This window comes from Rhodococcus sp. 14-2496-1d (assembly GCF_002259365.1).
Taxonomy (GTDB): Bacteria; Actinomycetota; Actinomycetes; order Mycobacteriales; family Mycobacteriaceae; genus Rhodococcoides.
Map to the genome: position 1 here is coordinate 48839 of NZ_NPFV01000027.1, position 14056 is coordinate 62894.

The 14056-nt window shown below is 64.0% G+C and carries 13 protein-coding genes and 1 tRNA gene; 6 read left to right on the plus strand and 8 right to left on the minus strand.

Annotated elements, in window-relative coordinates:
- The first annotated feature begins 50 nt into the window (after positions 1–50).
- Positions 51–1244, plus strand: coding sequence for an Ig-like domain-containing protein (locus CH296_RS19200; RefSeq protein WP_032394794.1), 1194 nt, complete (start codon positions 51–53; stop codon positions 1242–1244).
- A 22-nt stretch (positions 1245–1266) separates the two neighbouring features.
- On the opposite strand, the gene CH296_RS19205 is transcribed toward CH296_RS19200, so the two are convergent.
- The 3 genes from CH296_RS19205 to orn all read right to left on the minus strand — a co-directional run bounded on the left by CH296_RS19205 (position 1267) and on the right by orn (position 3107).
- Positions 1267–2028, minus strand: a complete 762-nt coding sequence (locus CH296_RS19205; protein WP_032394623.1) for a M23 family metallopeptidase — start codon at positions 2026–2028, stop codon at positions 1267–1269.
- A gap of 314 nt (positions 2029–2342) precedes the next feature.
- Positions 2343–2418, minus strand: a tRNA-His gene (locus tag CH296_RS19210).
- 77 nt (positions 2419–2495) lie between these two features.
- Positions 2496–3107, minus strand: coding sequence for an oligoribonuclease (gene orn / locus CH296_RS19215; RefSeq protein ID WP_094658041.1), 612 nt, complete (start codon positions 3105–3107; stop codon positions 2496–2498).
- A gap of 94 nt (positions 3108–3201) precedes the next feature.
- On the opposite strand from orn, the gene CH296_RS19220 reads away from it, so the two are divergent.
- On the plus strand, positions 3202–4926 hold the full coding sequence (locus tag CH296_RS19220; RefSeq protein ID WP_094685604.1) for a helicase HerA-like domain-containing protein: 1725 nt from the start codon (positions 3202–3204) through the stop codon (positions 4924–4926).
- A gap of 2 nt (positions 4927–4928) precedes the next feature.
- Here the strand turns inward: CH296_RS19220 and cmrA are convergent, their stop codons facing one another.
- The 3 genes from cmrA to CH296_RS19235 are packed head-to-tail and all read right to left on the minus strand — an operon-like array spanning position 4929 to position 8326.
- Complete coding sequence (gene cmrA, locus CH296_RS19225; RefSeq protein WP_094631042.1) at positions 4929–5732, minus strand: mycolate reductase; 804 nt, start codon at positions 5730–5732, stop codon at positions 4929–4931.
- A 24-nt stretch (positions 5733–5756) separates the two neighbouring features.
- Entirely contained in the window at positions 5757–7802 is a 2046-nt protein-coding gene (locus CH296_RS19230) for an NADPH-dependent 2,4-dienoyl-CoA reductase (RefSeq protein ID WP_179272910.1), read from the minus strand.
- Entirely contained in the window at positions 7799–8326 is a 528-nt protein-coding gene (locus CH296_RS19235) for a PadR family transcriptional regulator (protein WP_045194555.1), read from the minus strand. Before CH296_RS19235 ends, CH296_RS19230 begins: the two co-directional genes overlap by 4 nt.
- An 83-nt stretch (positions 8327–8409) precedes the next feature.
- Between CH296_RS19235 and CH296_RS19240 the strand changes: the two genes are divergently transcribed.
- Entirely contained in the window at positions 8410–9732 is a 1323-nt protein-coding gene (locus tag CH296_RS19240) for an MFS transporter (RefSeq protein ID WP_094631044.1), read from the plus strand.
- Here CH296_RS19240 and CH296_RS19245 read toward each other — a convergent pair.
- Complete coding sequence (locus tag CH296_RS19245) at positions 9723–10553, minus strand: alpha/beta fold hydrolase (protein WP_094685539.1); 831 nt, start codon at positions 10551–10553, stop codon at positions 9723–9725. The genes CH296_RS19240 and CH296_RS19245 overlap by 10 nt on opposite strands.
- A gap of 29 nt (positions 10554–10582) precedes the next feature.
- Positions 10583–11233, minus strand: a complete 651-nt coding sequence (locus tag CH296_RS19250) for a TetR family transcriptional regulator (RefSeq protein ID WP_179277777.1) — start codon at positions 11231–11233, stop codon at positions 10583–10585.
- 171 nt (positions 11234–11404) lie between these two features.
- On the opposite strand from CH296_RS19250, the gene CH296_RS19255 reads away from it, so the two are divergent.
- From CH296_RS19255 to CH296_RS19265, 3 genes are all read left to right on the plus strand, one after another.
- Positions 11405–12517, plus strand: a complete 1113-nt coding sequence (locus CH296_RS19255) for a ferredoxin reductase (protein ID WP_094685540.1) — start codon at positions 11405–11407, stop codon at positions 12515–12517.
- A 61-nt stretch (positions 12518–12578) separates the two neighbouring features.
- The gene (locus tag CH296_RS19260) at positions 12579–13763 is read left to right on the plus strand and encodes an acyl-CoA desaturase (RefSeq protein WP_032394619.1); all 1185 of its coding nucleotides are present in this window, start codon (positions 12579–12581) and stop codon (positions 13761–13763) included.
- A gap of 23 nt (positions 13764–13786) precedes the next feature.
- A complete protein-coding gene (locus tag CH296_RS19265; RefSeq protein ID WP_032394788.1) occupies positions 13787–14020 on the plus strand; it encodes a hypothetical protein in 234 nt (77 codons plus the stop codon).
- Positions 14021–14056: the final 36 nt, after the last annotated feature.

Consider the following 14056-nt stretch of genomic DNA (forward strand, 5'->3'; position numbering starts at 1 on the left):
CGCTGGCACAATCGTCCCGGTCGGGCACGAAGTGGGAAGTGGTGTGGTTCATGAGGGTGTATCGCGGATTCGTCATCGCCGCGGTGGGAGTGGTTGCTTCGGTGGCAGTCCTGTCGGGATGTAGTTCCTCTTCGGACATCTCCGAACCGTCGGTGCCGATCGATTCCAACCCGATGACCGAGCTGATGAAGCCGAAGCTGACCTCCAGCGTTCTCGACGGTGCCGTCGGATTCTCGCCGGCGGACCCGGTGACCGTTTCGGTCGCCGACGGCAAATTGTCCTCGGTGACCATGCTCAACCCGGAGGGCGAGCCGGTCTCGGGTGCGATCTCGCCCGACGGATTGTCGTGGACCAACACCGAACCGCTCGGCTACGACCGCGAATACCGCGTTCAGGCCGACGCATACGGACTCGGGGGAGCGTCGAGCACCGTATCGAGCTTCACCACCAGCCAACCCGGTAACTTCACCAAGCCCTACGTATTGCCGAACCCCGGCGACGTCGTGGGTATCGGGCAGCCCGTCGCGGTTCAGTTCGACGAACCGATCACCGACAAGATCGCTGCGCAGAACGCGATCACCGTCACCACCACGCCCGCCGTCGAGGGCGCGTTCTACTGGGTCAACAACAAAGAAGTTCGCTGGCGTCCGCAGAACTACTGGGCACCGGGCACCAAGGTCGACGTGGCGGTGAACGTGTACGGGCGCGATCTCGGTGACGACATCTTCGGCCAGGAGAACGCCACGACGTCGTTCACGATCGGTGACGCCGTCATCGCCACCGCCGACGACAACACCAAGCAGGTGACGTTCAACGTCAACGGCCAGGACGTCATCACCATGCCGACGTCGATGGGCAAGGACAGCACCCCCACCGACAACGGGGTCTACATCATCGGCGACCGCTTCGAGCATCTCGTGATGGATTCGTCGACCTACGGCGTGCCGGTGAATTCGTCCAGCGGATACCGCACTCCGGTCGACTGGGCGACGCGAATGTCCTACAGCGGCATCTTCTTCCACTCCGCACCGTGGTCGGTGGGACAGCAGGGTTATTCCAACGCGTCGCACGGGTGCCTGAACCTGAGTCCCACCAACGCGAAGTGGGTCTACGACAACACCAAGCGCGGGGACATCGTCGTCGTCAAGAACACCGTCGGCGGAACGTTGTCGGGTACCGACGGCCTCGGTGACTGGAATATCCCGTGGGACGAGTGGAAAGCCGGGAACGCCACCACCGTCTGATCTCGAACCCGGCCCGGCCGGATCAGCTACGGTCGCGAGTCTGGTACAACGACGGGTCGATACCCAGGGTCTTCAGGTACGCCACCGGTTCGATGCTCGAACCGTTGTTGCGTACCTCGAAGTGCAGATGCGGTCCGGTCGAATTTCCGGTACTGCCGACTGCGCCGAGTACGTCGCCCGGTGCCACTTCGTCTCCGACGGCGACGGCGATGCTGGACTGGTGGCCGTAGTAGGTCTCGGTGTTGCCGCTCTTGACTCGGACGAGCTTGCCGTAGCCGTCGCCTGCGTCTCCGGCCTGAACGACGGTTCCGCCGGTCACCGCGTGGATGGGCGTTCCGCTGTCTGCGGCGAAGTCCACGCCCTGGTGGTACTGCGCTCCGTTACCGGTCGGGTTGTTGCGTCCGCCGTAGCCCGAACTGATGCGGTACTTGCCCGCGTCGATGGGGAGCACCGCCCCGCCGAGCCCTACGGTCGGGGGCGCGGTCGGGAGTTCGATCTCGGGCAGGTCTGCCGTGGACGGTGCGTCGGCGACGTCGGGTGCAGAGAGAACGTCGCTGTCCAGAACGATGGCTGCGACCTGATTGATGAGCACGCCGGTGGCGTCGAGAACGGCAGCGAGAATGGCGGCCCGTTGCTGCGCATCGGGCTGCGGTATGGGGATCTGAGGTAGTTCGATCGTGGGTTGAGCGGTGGCCACCGCCGGGCTGAGCACGCCGGTTGTGCCGATGCACAGTGCTGCCGACAAGATCGAACCCGCTATGACTCTGTGCATTCTGCGACCCACGAAAAGCCTCCTCGTCTGCGTCCTCCGCGCACCGTCGGATGGGTGCGCGCAGGACGTAAGAACATGTTCGGTGACGCTTCGGGGCACGCTGAACTCACGTAGCAAAAAACACATGAATCACATTGGTACTTTTCTTCCCCAAAAGTGCCATTGGTAACCGTACGTCACATTAACCCCACAGGAAACCTGAAAGTTGAATTACAACAACGTAATTCGAGGTCAGGGTGGATGTGGGGGTGACGGGGCGGCCCTCTGGGCTGGGTGATGGACGCACGAAAAAGGCCGGTCTCGCGAGGAGACCGGCCTTGTTCGTATGGGGTGAGTGACGGGACTCGAACCCGCGACACCCAGGATCACAACCTGGTGCTCTACCAGCTGAACTACACCCACCATATGCGCATCAGCAGAACCGTTTCGGGCTCTCCATCAGCAGCGTCGACAATACTAGCGGGTTGAATCCCGGGTTGCTAATCCGCCCCTGCTTGCGTGTCGAGATCGTGAACGACTGCGGCGATATCGCTGGTAGAGGGCCCTGGCTGCGCCACGAATGCCGTGCGGCGGTAGTACTTCAGCTCTTTGATCGACTCCTTGATGTCTGCCAGAGCCCGGTGGGCAAGGCCCTTGGGAGGCTGTCCGTAGTAGATCCGCGGGTACCACCGGCGGGAGAGTTCCTTGATGGAGCTCACGTCGATCATGCGGTAGTGGAGGTAGGTGTCGAGCGCGGTCATGTCGCGGGAGATGAATCCGCGATCGGTCGCGATCGAGTTTCCTGCGAGTGGAACGGTCCCGGCCACCGGGACATGCTCCTTGATGTACGCCAGAACGCGCTGCTCGGCTTCCTCCAGCGTCACCGTCGACGCCCGCACCTCGTCGGTCAAGCCCGACTTGGCGTGCATATCGGTGACGACGGCAGGCATGTTCGCCAACGCGTCGTCGTCGGCGTGGATGACGATGTCGACACCCTCCCCGAGGATGTTGAGCTCACTGTCGGTCACCAGCGCCGCAATTTCGATCAGCTTGTCCTTGCTCAGGTCCAAGCCGGTCATTTCACAATCGATCCACACGAGTTTGTCCTGCACTCGCACCACACTAGTGCGAGCTGCGATGCCACTAGGGTTTGCGGTGGCGATCGAGCCAGATCAGCATCAGCACACGTTCATGGAGGACGCGGACATGACAGTCGACCCGACGCAGCCGGAACCTACGCTCAGCCCGGCAGAGAAGGCGAAGGCAGCCAAAGCCGCTGCCGTCGAAGCAGCACGGGTCGCAGCCGAAGCGCTGGCCGCCGCCGACGCCGCCGAAGCCGAAGCGCTGGCTGCGGAAAAGGGGCAGCCGCAGGCATCGACCGGCAGAGCCGCCGAGATCGCCGCCGGATACGCCTCGGAGGGTGCCGCGTTGGAATTGGGAACCGTGGTGCTGGACGGCGTCACCGATCCGTCTGCCCGCATCCGAATCCCGTTGGCCACGTTGAACAGACACGGCCTCGTGGCAGGAGCCACCGGAACCGGAAAGACCAAGACGTTGCAGGGTATTGCCGAACAGCTGTGCGCCGCAGGCGTCCCCGTGGTCATGGCCGACGTCAAAGGTGACCTGTCGGGCCTGTCGAAGCCAGGAGCGGACAACGAGAAGATTCGCAGCCGAGCAGCGGACACCGGTATTGCGGACTGGGCTCCCACCGGCCATCCGGTGGAGTTTCTCTCGCTCGGCACCGAGGGAATCGGGGTACCGGTCCGCGCCACCATCACCGCCTTCGGGCCGATTCTGCTCAGTAAAGTGTTGGGGCTGAACACCACTCAGGAATCCACCCTGGGCTTGATCTTCCACTGGGCCGATTCTCAGGGGCTCGCCCTGCTCGATCTCAAGGACCTGCGATCGGTGATCATGCACCTGACCAGCGACGAGGGCAAGGCCGACCTGAAAGGCATCGGCGGCGTCTCCTCGGCAACCGCAGGCGTCATTCTGCGCGCGCTGGTCAACCTCGAAGCAGACGGCGGCGACACCTTCTTCGGCGAGCCCGAGCTCGAGACCGAGGACCTGCTGCGAGTCGGGCCGGACGGACGGGGCGTCATCACGCTGTTCGAGCTCGGAGCGCAGGCAGCACGGCCGGTGATGTTCTCCACCTTCCTGATGTGGGTGCTGGCCGACCTGTTCCAGACTCTGCCCGAGGTGGGCGATGTCGACAAACCCAAGCTGGTCTTCATCTTCGACGAGGCGCACCTGCTGTTCGCCGACGCGTCGAAAGCATTTCTGCAGCAGGTGGAGCAGACCGTCAAGCTCATCCGCTCGAAGGGGGTCGGCGTCTTCTTCTGCACGCAGCTACCCACCGACGTCCCCAACGACGTTCTCTCCCAGTTGGGAGCGCGAATTCAGCACGCACTGCGCGCCTTCACACCCGATGATCAGAAGGCGTTGAACAAGACGGTGCGCACGTACCCCAAGACCGACGCCTACGACCTCGAGAAGGCACTGACGTCCTTGGGTACCGGCGAGGCCATCGTGACGGTGCTTTCGGAGAAAGGTGCCCCGACGCCCGTGGCCTGGACCAAGATTCGCCCGCCGCGCTCGTTGATGGACACCATCGGCAACGACGCCATCGCGGCGGCCGCGTCGTCGAGCACACTGTCCGCGAAGTACCGGGAAACGGTCGAACGTGAGTCGGCCTACGAGCGGATGAACGCTCGCGTGGCCAACGCGCCCGCTCCGGCCGAGAAGTTCGACATCCCGCCGCTGCCGGCCGATCTGCCGGATCTACCGCCGAGCGAGCCGGACGGCCCGTCGGCTGCCGAGCGCATCATGGGCAACCCTGCCGTCAAGAGCTTTCTCCGCTCGGCCGCCTCGGCTGCCGGGCGGGAAATTTCGCGCAGCATCTTCGGGACCGGACGTCGCCGCAGGCGCTGAGATCAGTTGCCCAGCTTCTTGTAGAAGCTGCCGATGATCGGAGCGGAGATGCTACGCGGGCTGTACTGCCCGGCCGCCGACATGCCCTTGCTGAGCAGGCCCGGTACGACGCGCATCTTGTTCTTCGCCAGGCCGTCGAGGGACAGCTTCGCGGTGTAGGCGCTGTCGATCCACAGAAAGTCGGGAACCATCTTGTCCACGATCGAGGCCTCGGCCGGATCGGGTGTCTCGGTGCGGACCGGTCCCGGAGCCAGCAGGGTGACGTTGACGCCGGTGCCCGCGAGCTCACCGCGGAGCGATTCGGAGAACGTGTTGACGAAGGCCTTGGTCGCGGCGTACGTCGCATTGTTGGGGATGGCCATGTTGCCTGCCGCCGAACCGGTGATGAGGATTCCACCTGCTCCGCGGCCGATCATGCCGGGCATGACGGCCAACGTGAGGTCGTGTACCGCAACGGCATTGAGCTCGACCTGATCACGCTCGTGCGCTGGATCGAGACCGGCCACCGGTCCGAACGTCGCGATACCCGCGTTGTTGCACAGGATCGAGATCTCGCGCTCGGCCAGCTCGGTGACCAGTTCCTGTCGCTGCTGACGATTCGACAGATCCGACTGACGCACCTCGACGGTCACGCCGTGCTCGGCTGTGAGCTTGGCAGCCAATGCCTCGAGCAGCTCGCCGCGTCGGGCCACCACGATCAGGGAATGTCCACGGGCGGCGAGTTCGGTGGCCAGGGCTTCACCGATTCCGGAGGAGGCTCCGGTGACGACGGCGCGGGCATCTGGACTGGGCTTGGGCAGGCTCACGGTGAGACAGGCTAGCGGAAAAGATCAGATCGTGGCCGCGAGCCGGGTGCCTTGCTCGATGGCCCTCTTGGCGTCGAGCTCCGCTGCGACGTCCGCACCGCCGATGACGTGTGTGGTGGTCCCCGCGGCCTTCAGTTCGTCGACCAGGTCGCGTACCGACTCCTGGCCCGCGCAGATCACGATGGTGTCGACCTCGAGAACGCGCGACCGTTCGTGCTTGTCACCGAAGGAGATGTGCAGCCCCGCGTCGTCGATCTTCTCGTAGTTGACGCCCGAGAGCTGATGCACACCTTTGGCTTTCAGCGCAGCGCGATGGACCCAACCGGTCGTCTTCGCCAGCCCGGCCCCGATGCGTCCCGGCTTGCGTTGCAGTAGGTACACCTCACGCGGAGACGGTGCGGGCACCGGAGTCGTCAACGCCCCCGGCGCGGCCTCGGGCTCGGTGACGCCCCATTCCTGCTTCCATTCCTTCAGATCCAACGTGGGGGAGGCGTCGGTGGTGAGGAACTCGGAGATGTCGATACCGATACCGCCGGCACCGATGACCGCGACCCGATCGCCGATGGGCCTGCCGTCGCGCACCAGTTCTGCGTACGACAGCACCGACGGATGCTCGATGCCGGGGATGTTCGGAATCCGGGGAGTGACGCCGGTGGCGAGTACCACCTCGTCGAACTCGCCCGCGATCAGTTCTGCGGCGGTGACCCTGGTGTCGAGGTGCACTGCGACGTCGGCGGAGCGCAGTGCGCTCGAGAAATACCGGATGGTCTCGGCGAATTCCTCCTTGCCGGGAATGAGCCGCGCGATACCGAACTGTCCACCGATCTCGCTTCTGGCCTCGAACAAGCTGACGGCATGTCCGCGTTGCGCGAGATTGAGTGCGGCAGCCAGGCCTGCGGGTCCGGCTCCGACGACCGCGACCTTCTTGGTCTTCTTCGTCGGCAGCAGCTGCAGGTCGATCTCACGTCCGGCACGAGGATTGACCAGGCAGGAGACCTTCTTGTGGACGAACGCGTGGTCGAGGCAGGCCTGATTGCAGGCAATGCAGGTGTTGATCCGGTCCGCCGAGTCGGTCGCGGCCTTCTCGACCCAGAACGGATCTGCGAGCATCGGCCTGGCCATTGCGATCAACTGTGCGTCGCCGCGGGCGAGGATGTTCTCGGCGATCTCGGGCATGTTGATGCGATTGGACGCGGCGACGGGGATGGCCACGTGCTTCTCGAGCTTGCCGGTGATGTCCGCGAATGCAGCCCGTGGTACCGAGGTGACGATGGTCGGCACTCGCGACTCGTGCCAGCCGATGTCGGTGTTGATGATGTTCGCACCCGCGGCTTCGACGTCCTGCGCCAGTGCGACGATGTCGTTCCAACTCTGGCCCTGCTCCACCAGATCGGCCATCGACAGCCGGAACACGATGAGGAAGTCCGGGCCCACGGCTGCCCTCGTCTGCCGCACGATCTCCACGGCCATTCGCCGGCGGTTCTCCGCCGAACCGCCCCACTCGTCTCGTCGCTTGTTGGTGCGCTCGGAGAGGAACTGGTTGATGAAGTAGCCTTCACCGCCCATGATCTCGACGCCGTCGTATCCGGCGCTCTGGGCGAGCCGAGCGCAGCGCACGAAGTTGCGGATCTGCCAGCGGACGCCCCGCGAGGTCAGTCGCCTGGGCCGAAAAGGGTTGATGGGGGCCTTGATCGACGACGCCGAGACGCTCAGCGGCTGATAGGAATAGCGCCCGGCATGGAGGATCTGCAGTGCGATCTTGCCGCCCTCGCGGTGCACGGCAGCGGTGATCCGTCGATGTCGGCGGGCTTCGATGCGATTGGTCAGCTTGGCCCCGAACGGCAACAGCCAGCCGGTGCGATTGGGGGCATAACCCCCGGTGATGATGAGTGCGACTCCGCCGCGGGCACGCTCGGCGAAGTAGGCCGCCAATCGGCCGGTGTCGCGGGCGCGATCTTCGAGGCCGGTGTGAATCGATCCCATGATCACGCGGTTCTTCAGCGTGGTTGCGCCGACATCCAACGGCGACAACAGAATCGGATACGGGCCAGCGGTCTGCTCGATCGTCACAGCTTCTCCAATACCTCGGTGCACCACTCGGTGAATCCTTCTTCGACGCGAATTCCGCCGCGCAGCACCAGATATTGATGCAGCGCGGTGCCGGTGAGGGCAGCGGGAGCCGGAAAATCCTGTTTCTCGATCAGTCGATAGACGTCGAGGCGGGTGGCATGTACATCGCGATGGCGGGCGACCTCGACCTTGAGAGCCTCGATGTCGCCGTTGGCCGCACCGCGGATCTTGACGGCCAGCTCCTCGCGTAATTGCGAGGGGTCGGTCGGCGCGGCGATCCAGCGGTCGAGTTCGGCCCGGCCCGCAGTGCTGACGGAGTACACCTTCTTGTCCGGCCTGCCGTCCTGCGCGACCGCCTCGCCGGTGATCCACCCGGCCCCGTCCATTCTCGTCAGAGTCCGATAGATCTGCTGATGCGTTGCGCTCCAGAAGAACCCGATGGACTTGTCGAAGCGACGGGCGAGCTCGTATCCCGAGCCGCTGAGCTCGGTCAGGGAAACCAGGATCGCGTGTTCCAAAGCCACACCCGAGAGTATGTATGCAACGCGGTGCTTATGCAACTAGGTGCACCTGGGCGCGAGTCCGACGCGGACTAGTGTTGGCAAACATGGGAACCCAGCCGGAGGCCGCTGTCGTCGGAGTCGCTACAACGCGCAAGCAGGTCACCGCCTGGGGGTTCTGGGACTGGGGCTCGGCGGCGTTCAACGCCGTTGTTCTCACGTTCGTGTTCTCGGTGTATCTCACCGATGCAGTCGGCGACGACCTACCCGGTTCGATCTCGGCCACCACCTGGTTCAGTTGGACAATTGCCGTGTCCAGCGTCGTGATCGCGCTCCTCGCACCGGTCTGCGGGCAATACTTCGACGCGCGTGGCAAACGCAAGTGGCTGCTCGGAGTGTTGACCACGCTGACGGTCGTCGCCATGGCAGGCCTGTTCTTCGTCCGAGACGACTACCACTATCTCTGGCTGGGCCTGCTGCTGCTCGGTCTCGGGTCCATCATGTTCGAGCTGGCCAGCATCCCCTACAACTCGATGCTGCGGCAGGTTTCCACGCCGGAGAACATCGGCCGAGTATCCGGGTTCGGTTGGTCCATGGGCTATTTCGGCGGAATCGTACTGCTGCTTCTGTGCTACGTCGGCTTCATCGCCGGCGACGGCGACACCCGCGGGGTTCTGGGTCTGAGTACCGACGGTGGACTCAACATCCGACTCGTCGCGCTGCTCGCTGCCGTGTGGTTCGCCGTCTCGGCCGTCCCGGTGATGTTCTCCGTTCCCGAAGTGCCGCGAGCCGTCGCCGATCCGAAGGCCGCCGAAGCCGGGTTCGCGGCCTCGTACCGTGTTCTGTTTCGCGATGTCCGTGAGCTGTGGAGCGCAGACCGGCGCGCCGTGTACTACCTGATCGCCAGTGCACTGTTCCGAGACGGACTTGCAGGTGTCTTCACCTTCGGGGCCGTTCTCGCCGTCAGTGTCTACGGCATCGGTGCGGGTGACGTTCTGCTGTTCGGCGTCGCCGCCAACGTCATCGCAGGCCTCGGTGCCATCGTCGCCGGGCGGTTCGACGACAGAATCGGACCCAAGAAGGTCATCGTCTTCTCGCTCACGTCCATGATCGCGGCCGGAACCGTTCTGCTGTTCGTCTCGGGACCGACGATGTTCTGGATCTTCGGGCTGATCCTGTGCCTGTTCGTCGGACCAGCGCAGTCGTCCGCTCGCACCTTCCTGGCCCGGTTGGCTCCGCCGGGACGAGAAGGTCAGTTCTTCGGACTGTTCGCGACGACGGGTCGTGCCGCGTCGTTCCTCGCACCGTCTCTGTTCGGCCTGTTCGTGTGGATGTTCGACGCCGACCGCGCGGGTATCGCCGGGTTGATCATCGTTCTCGCTGCCGGTCTGCTGGCGTTGCTGAAGGTGCGGGCTCCGGATCAGGTCTGAACGGAGTCGATACGGGCCAGGATCTCGGCCGTGAGTTCCCCTGGGGCTTCCTCCGGGATCCAGTGCGAGATGCCGTCCAGTTCGACGAATCGGTATGGTGCATCGACGAATTCGCCGCAGCGCTCCGCTCCCGCTCGACCGATGGCGGTGTCGCCGTTGCTCCAGACGTATGTGGTGGGCACGGTCACCGGCGGCAGGTTCGCGAACTCTCTGGTCATCGCGGCATACCAACTCGATGCGGCCGTCAGCGCCCCGGGGACGGTGAGATGACGAACGTACTCGTCGTCGAGGCTCTCGGCACCGAACATCGCGCGCAGACGCTGCGCGTCGTTCTCCACCAGAACTCGCTCGGCCTTCTCCGGCTCCCGAAGCAGGCCGAAGTACTTCGACCGCTCCTGCTGATCCGGATCCTGACGGATGGCCCAGTTGAATGCAGCCGAGTGCGGGACCGACGCCGCGGTGAGCGTGCGCACGCGGTCCGGATGCTCGGCCGCCACGTGCCAGGCGACCACCGCACCCCAGTCGTGTCCGACCAGATGCGCCGAGGGCACCTCGAGTGCGTCGAGCAGGCCGAGAACGTCGCCGGTGAGACGTTCGATGCGATAGTGCTCGACACCGATCGGGCGGGCACCGGGGGAGTAGCCCCGCTGGTTCGGGGCGATCACACGACAGCCTGCGTCCACCACGCCGGGCGTCACCGCGGTCCACGACGCGTTGGTCTGCGGAAACCCGTGCAGTGCAACCACCGGAACACCGTCCGACGGTCCCGATATCGCAACGTCGAACACGTACTCGCCGACTCGTACCTCGGTCATGAACATCCCTTCGCGGCCGTCTCGTTCTCGAACGGTCAAGCCCGTCGTGGTTCCCATCGGCTCATTCCGAGCATGATCATGCGGATCTGCTTCTCGGTCCGCTGAATCAGTTCCTTCTCGTTCTGACTACCCGGCCTGTCGATTTCCAACAGTCCGACCACCGCGGTGAGCATCGTCGAGACGAGTAGGTCGGCCGTCATCTCGAGGTCGGCGACGTCCCACTGCTCGAGGCCGGGCATGCGGGAGAGGTCGATGGTCAGCTCGCTGACGAACAGGCGTAGCTCGGTGGCGAAGGCGCGCCGCACCTCGGTGACGCCGCCGTACCGTTCACGACTGAGAAATCGGAACTGATCCTCGTGGGTACGAACCTGGCGGACCAGGATGCCGAAGGATTCGGTGGCGGTCGTGGCGCTCGGGTTGCGTCGAGCGTCGCGCAGCATCTGCCGCAGCATGCGCATGCTGTCCTCGACGAGCGCGACGCCGAGGTCCTCCATGGACGCGAAGTGTCGGTAGAACGCGGTGGGGACGATGCCGGCGGATCGGGCGACCTCACGCAGGCTGACGCTGGCGAAAGAGCGCTCGCGTAGCAGGTCGAGGGTGCCCTCGATCAATGCCTGACGCGTGCGTTCCTTGCGCTCGGCACGGGTCCCCGGTTCTGTCACAACGTCCAGTTTATGGGCGCGCATTCTGTGATCTCCCTTCCGGTTCCTCCCCGACACTCACGGAACGGTCGATTCGCTCTGTAACGGCTGTCACATAAACGTTGACAGGTACCGGTGTCGCTCTGCCACACTCATGTTAGTGCACAATCGTTCACTGAATGGGTCGTAGGTTTCGATCCGGTTAGGGAGGATGGAATGACGCTTCAAGAACGTCCGCCGCGGACCTCGGGTTTGCGCAAGTTCTCGCTTCTTTCCCTGTTCGAGGCCATGGCCACACCCCACGCGCTCGACCGGTACCTCGAACTGGTCGATCCCATGACGACCGTTCGAGACCTGCGCGGTGAAGTTACTGCGATACACCGGTCCACCGAAGAATCGTTGACTCTCACCATCCGCCCCACGCGTCAGTGGAAGGGATTCAAGGCCGGCCAGTTCGTTCAGGTCGGCGTCGTGATCGACGGTGTTCGTCACACCCGCTGCTACTCGCCTGCCTGCTCGCAGTACCGCGCGGACGGCCGGATCGAACTGACGATCAAGGCGCATCCCGAGGGGCTGGTCTCGCAGTACCTGCACAAGAACGCGCACGTCGGTCTGGTGGTCAGCCTGTCTCAGGCGGACGGCACGTTCGAGCTTCCCGAACCACGCCCGGCGAAGACGTTGCTGATCAGCGGTGGCAGCGGCATCACGCCGGTGCTGTCGATGCTCAGGTCGCTGCTGGACGAGGGGTACAGCAGCGACCTGACCTTCCTGCACTACGCGTTCACCGAGAACGACGTGGCGTACAAGAAGGACCTGGAGAAGATCGCTGCAGAGCACGAGAACGTGAACATCGTCTTCGCGTACACCGAGCAGAAGACGGGCGGCGACCTGTACGGGTTCTTCGGCCAGGAACATCTCGACGCAGTGGCCCCGTGGTTCGCCGAGGCCGACACGTTCCTGTGTGGACCTCCTGGGCTCATGAAGGGCGTGACGTCGTTCTTCGACGACGCAGGATTGAGCGAGCGGCTGCACCTCGAGGAATTCACGCCCTCGTTCGCCACCGTCAGTGACGACGTCACCGGAACCACGACGTTCTCCGGCAGCGATGTGACCTCGGAGAACGACGGCGAGACGCTGCTCGAACAGGCCGAGGCGGCGGGCCTCTCACCGGCGAACGGATGCCGGATGGGAATTTGCTTCACCTGCACCTCGGTGAAGAAGTCCGGCTGCACCAAGAACATCAAGACCGGTGAGACCGACACCGAATCCGACAAGAAGATCCAGCTGTGCGTGTCCGTTGCCGTGGGCGACGTCGACATCGACATCTAGATCCACCCCTGACACCGACAGTCCAGACCCATCTCGACCCGATCGAATTGGAGACCAGCAGATGCTCGGAACGATTCTCTCGATCCTGCCCACCACAGTCCTTCCCTTCCGCCGCAACGAGACGTTGCCGGACGAGCCGACCGTGCTGACCTACGAACAGGTCCAGGAACTCGGCCGCGAGCTCGACGATCTGCGCGCCCGCACCGTCGCCAAGCTCGGCGACGAGGACCGCGAATACATCTACAAGATCATCAAGGCCCAGCGCGGCCTCGAGATCACCGGACGCGCACTGATGTACCTGCCCTTCCTGCCGCCTGCGTGGCTGGCCGGAGTCGGTGCCCTCGGTGTTGCGAAGATCCTGGACAACATGGAGATCGGCCACAACGTCATGCACGGCCAGTACGACTGGATGCGTGAGCCCGGCCTGAACTCCGAGGTGTTCGAGTGGGACACCGTCTGCCCGGCGGATCAGTGGAAGCATTCGCACAACTACATGCACCACACCTTCACCAACATCGTCGGCATGGACCGCGACATCGGTTACGGCGTGCTGCGGATGGACCAGGAGCAGAAGTGGAACCCGTACTACCTCGGTAACCCGGTCTACGCGTTCCTGCTGATGACGTTCTTCGAGTGGGGCGTGATGCTCCACGACCTCGAAACCGAGAACATCGTGGCGGGCAAGCGCAAGTGGCACGACGTGAAGCCGCTGCTGCAGGGCATGTGGCGCAAGGCGGGCAAGCAGGCGCTCAAGGACTACGTGATCTTCCCGGCGCTGACCGGGCCGTTCTTCGTCTCGACCGTGGTCGGTAACGTGGCCGCGAACCTCATCCGCAACGTGTGGACCTACTCGATCATCTTCTGTGGACACTTCCCGACCGGAGTTCAGACGTTCAGCCAGGAAGAGACCGCAGAGGAGACCCGCGGCGAGTGGTACGTGCGCCAGATGCTGGGTTCGGCCAACATCGAGGGCACCCCGCTGTTCCACATCATGTCGGGCAACCTCTCGCACCAGATCGAGCACCATCTGTTCCCCGACCTGCCTGCGCATCGGTACCCGCAGATCGCGCCCGAGGTCAAGGCCCTGTGCGAGAAGTACGATCTGCCGTACAACACCGGCGGCTTCTTCCACCAGATCGGCACCGTGTGGGGCAAGATCTTCAAGCTCGCGCTGCCCAATTCGCTCACGGGATCGGCGGCTCCGGCCGGTGTTATCGTCGAGCGTAAGAAGACCAGCGCAGCGTGACGACTTCGAAGGGGGCGGTCCTGTTGGTAGGAAAGTTCGAGCGCAACAAGGACACCGTGCAGGAATTCACCGAATCTGCCGCGACTCACGTCGGCCGGATCGTGGTGATCATCGCCGGAGCCGTCCGCGACGTCACTCGTGAAATCGGTGACCTGATCACCGATGGCATCGAGATGCGCGAGGCCGCGAAGAAGGCGGAGCGTGACGCCCCGCTGGGCACCGTGATCAACGGTGAGTTCGAGACCCGCGAACGGTAGAGCGGTACAAGATCACACAGCGCCGCCCGAGCATCA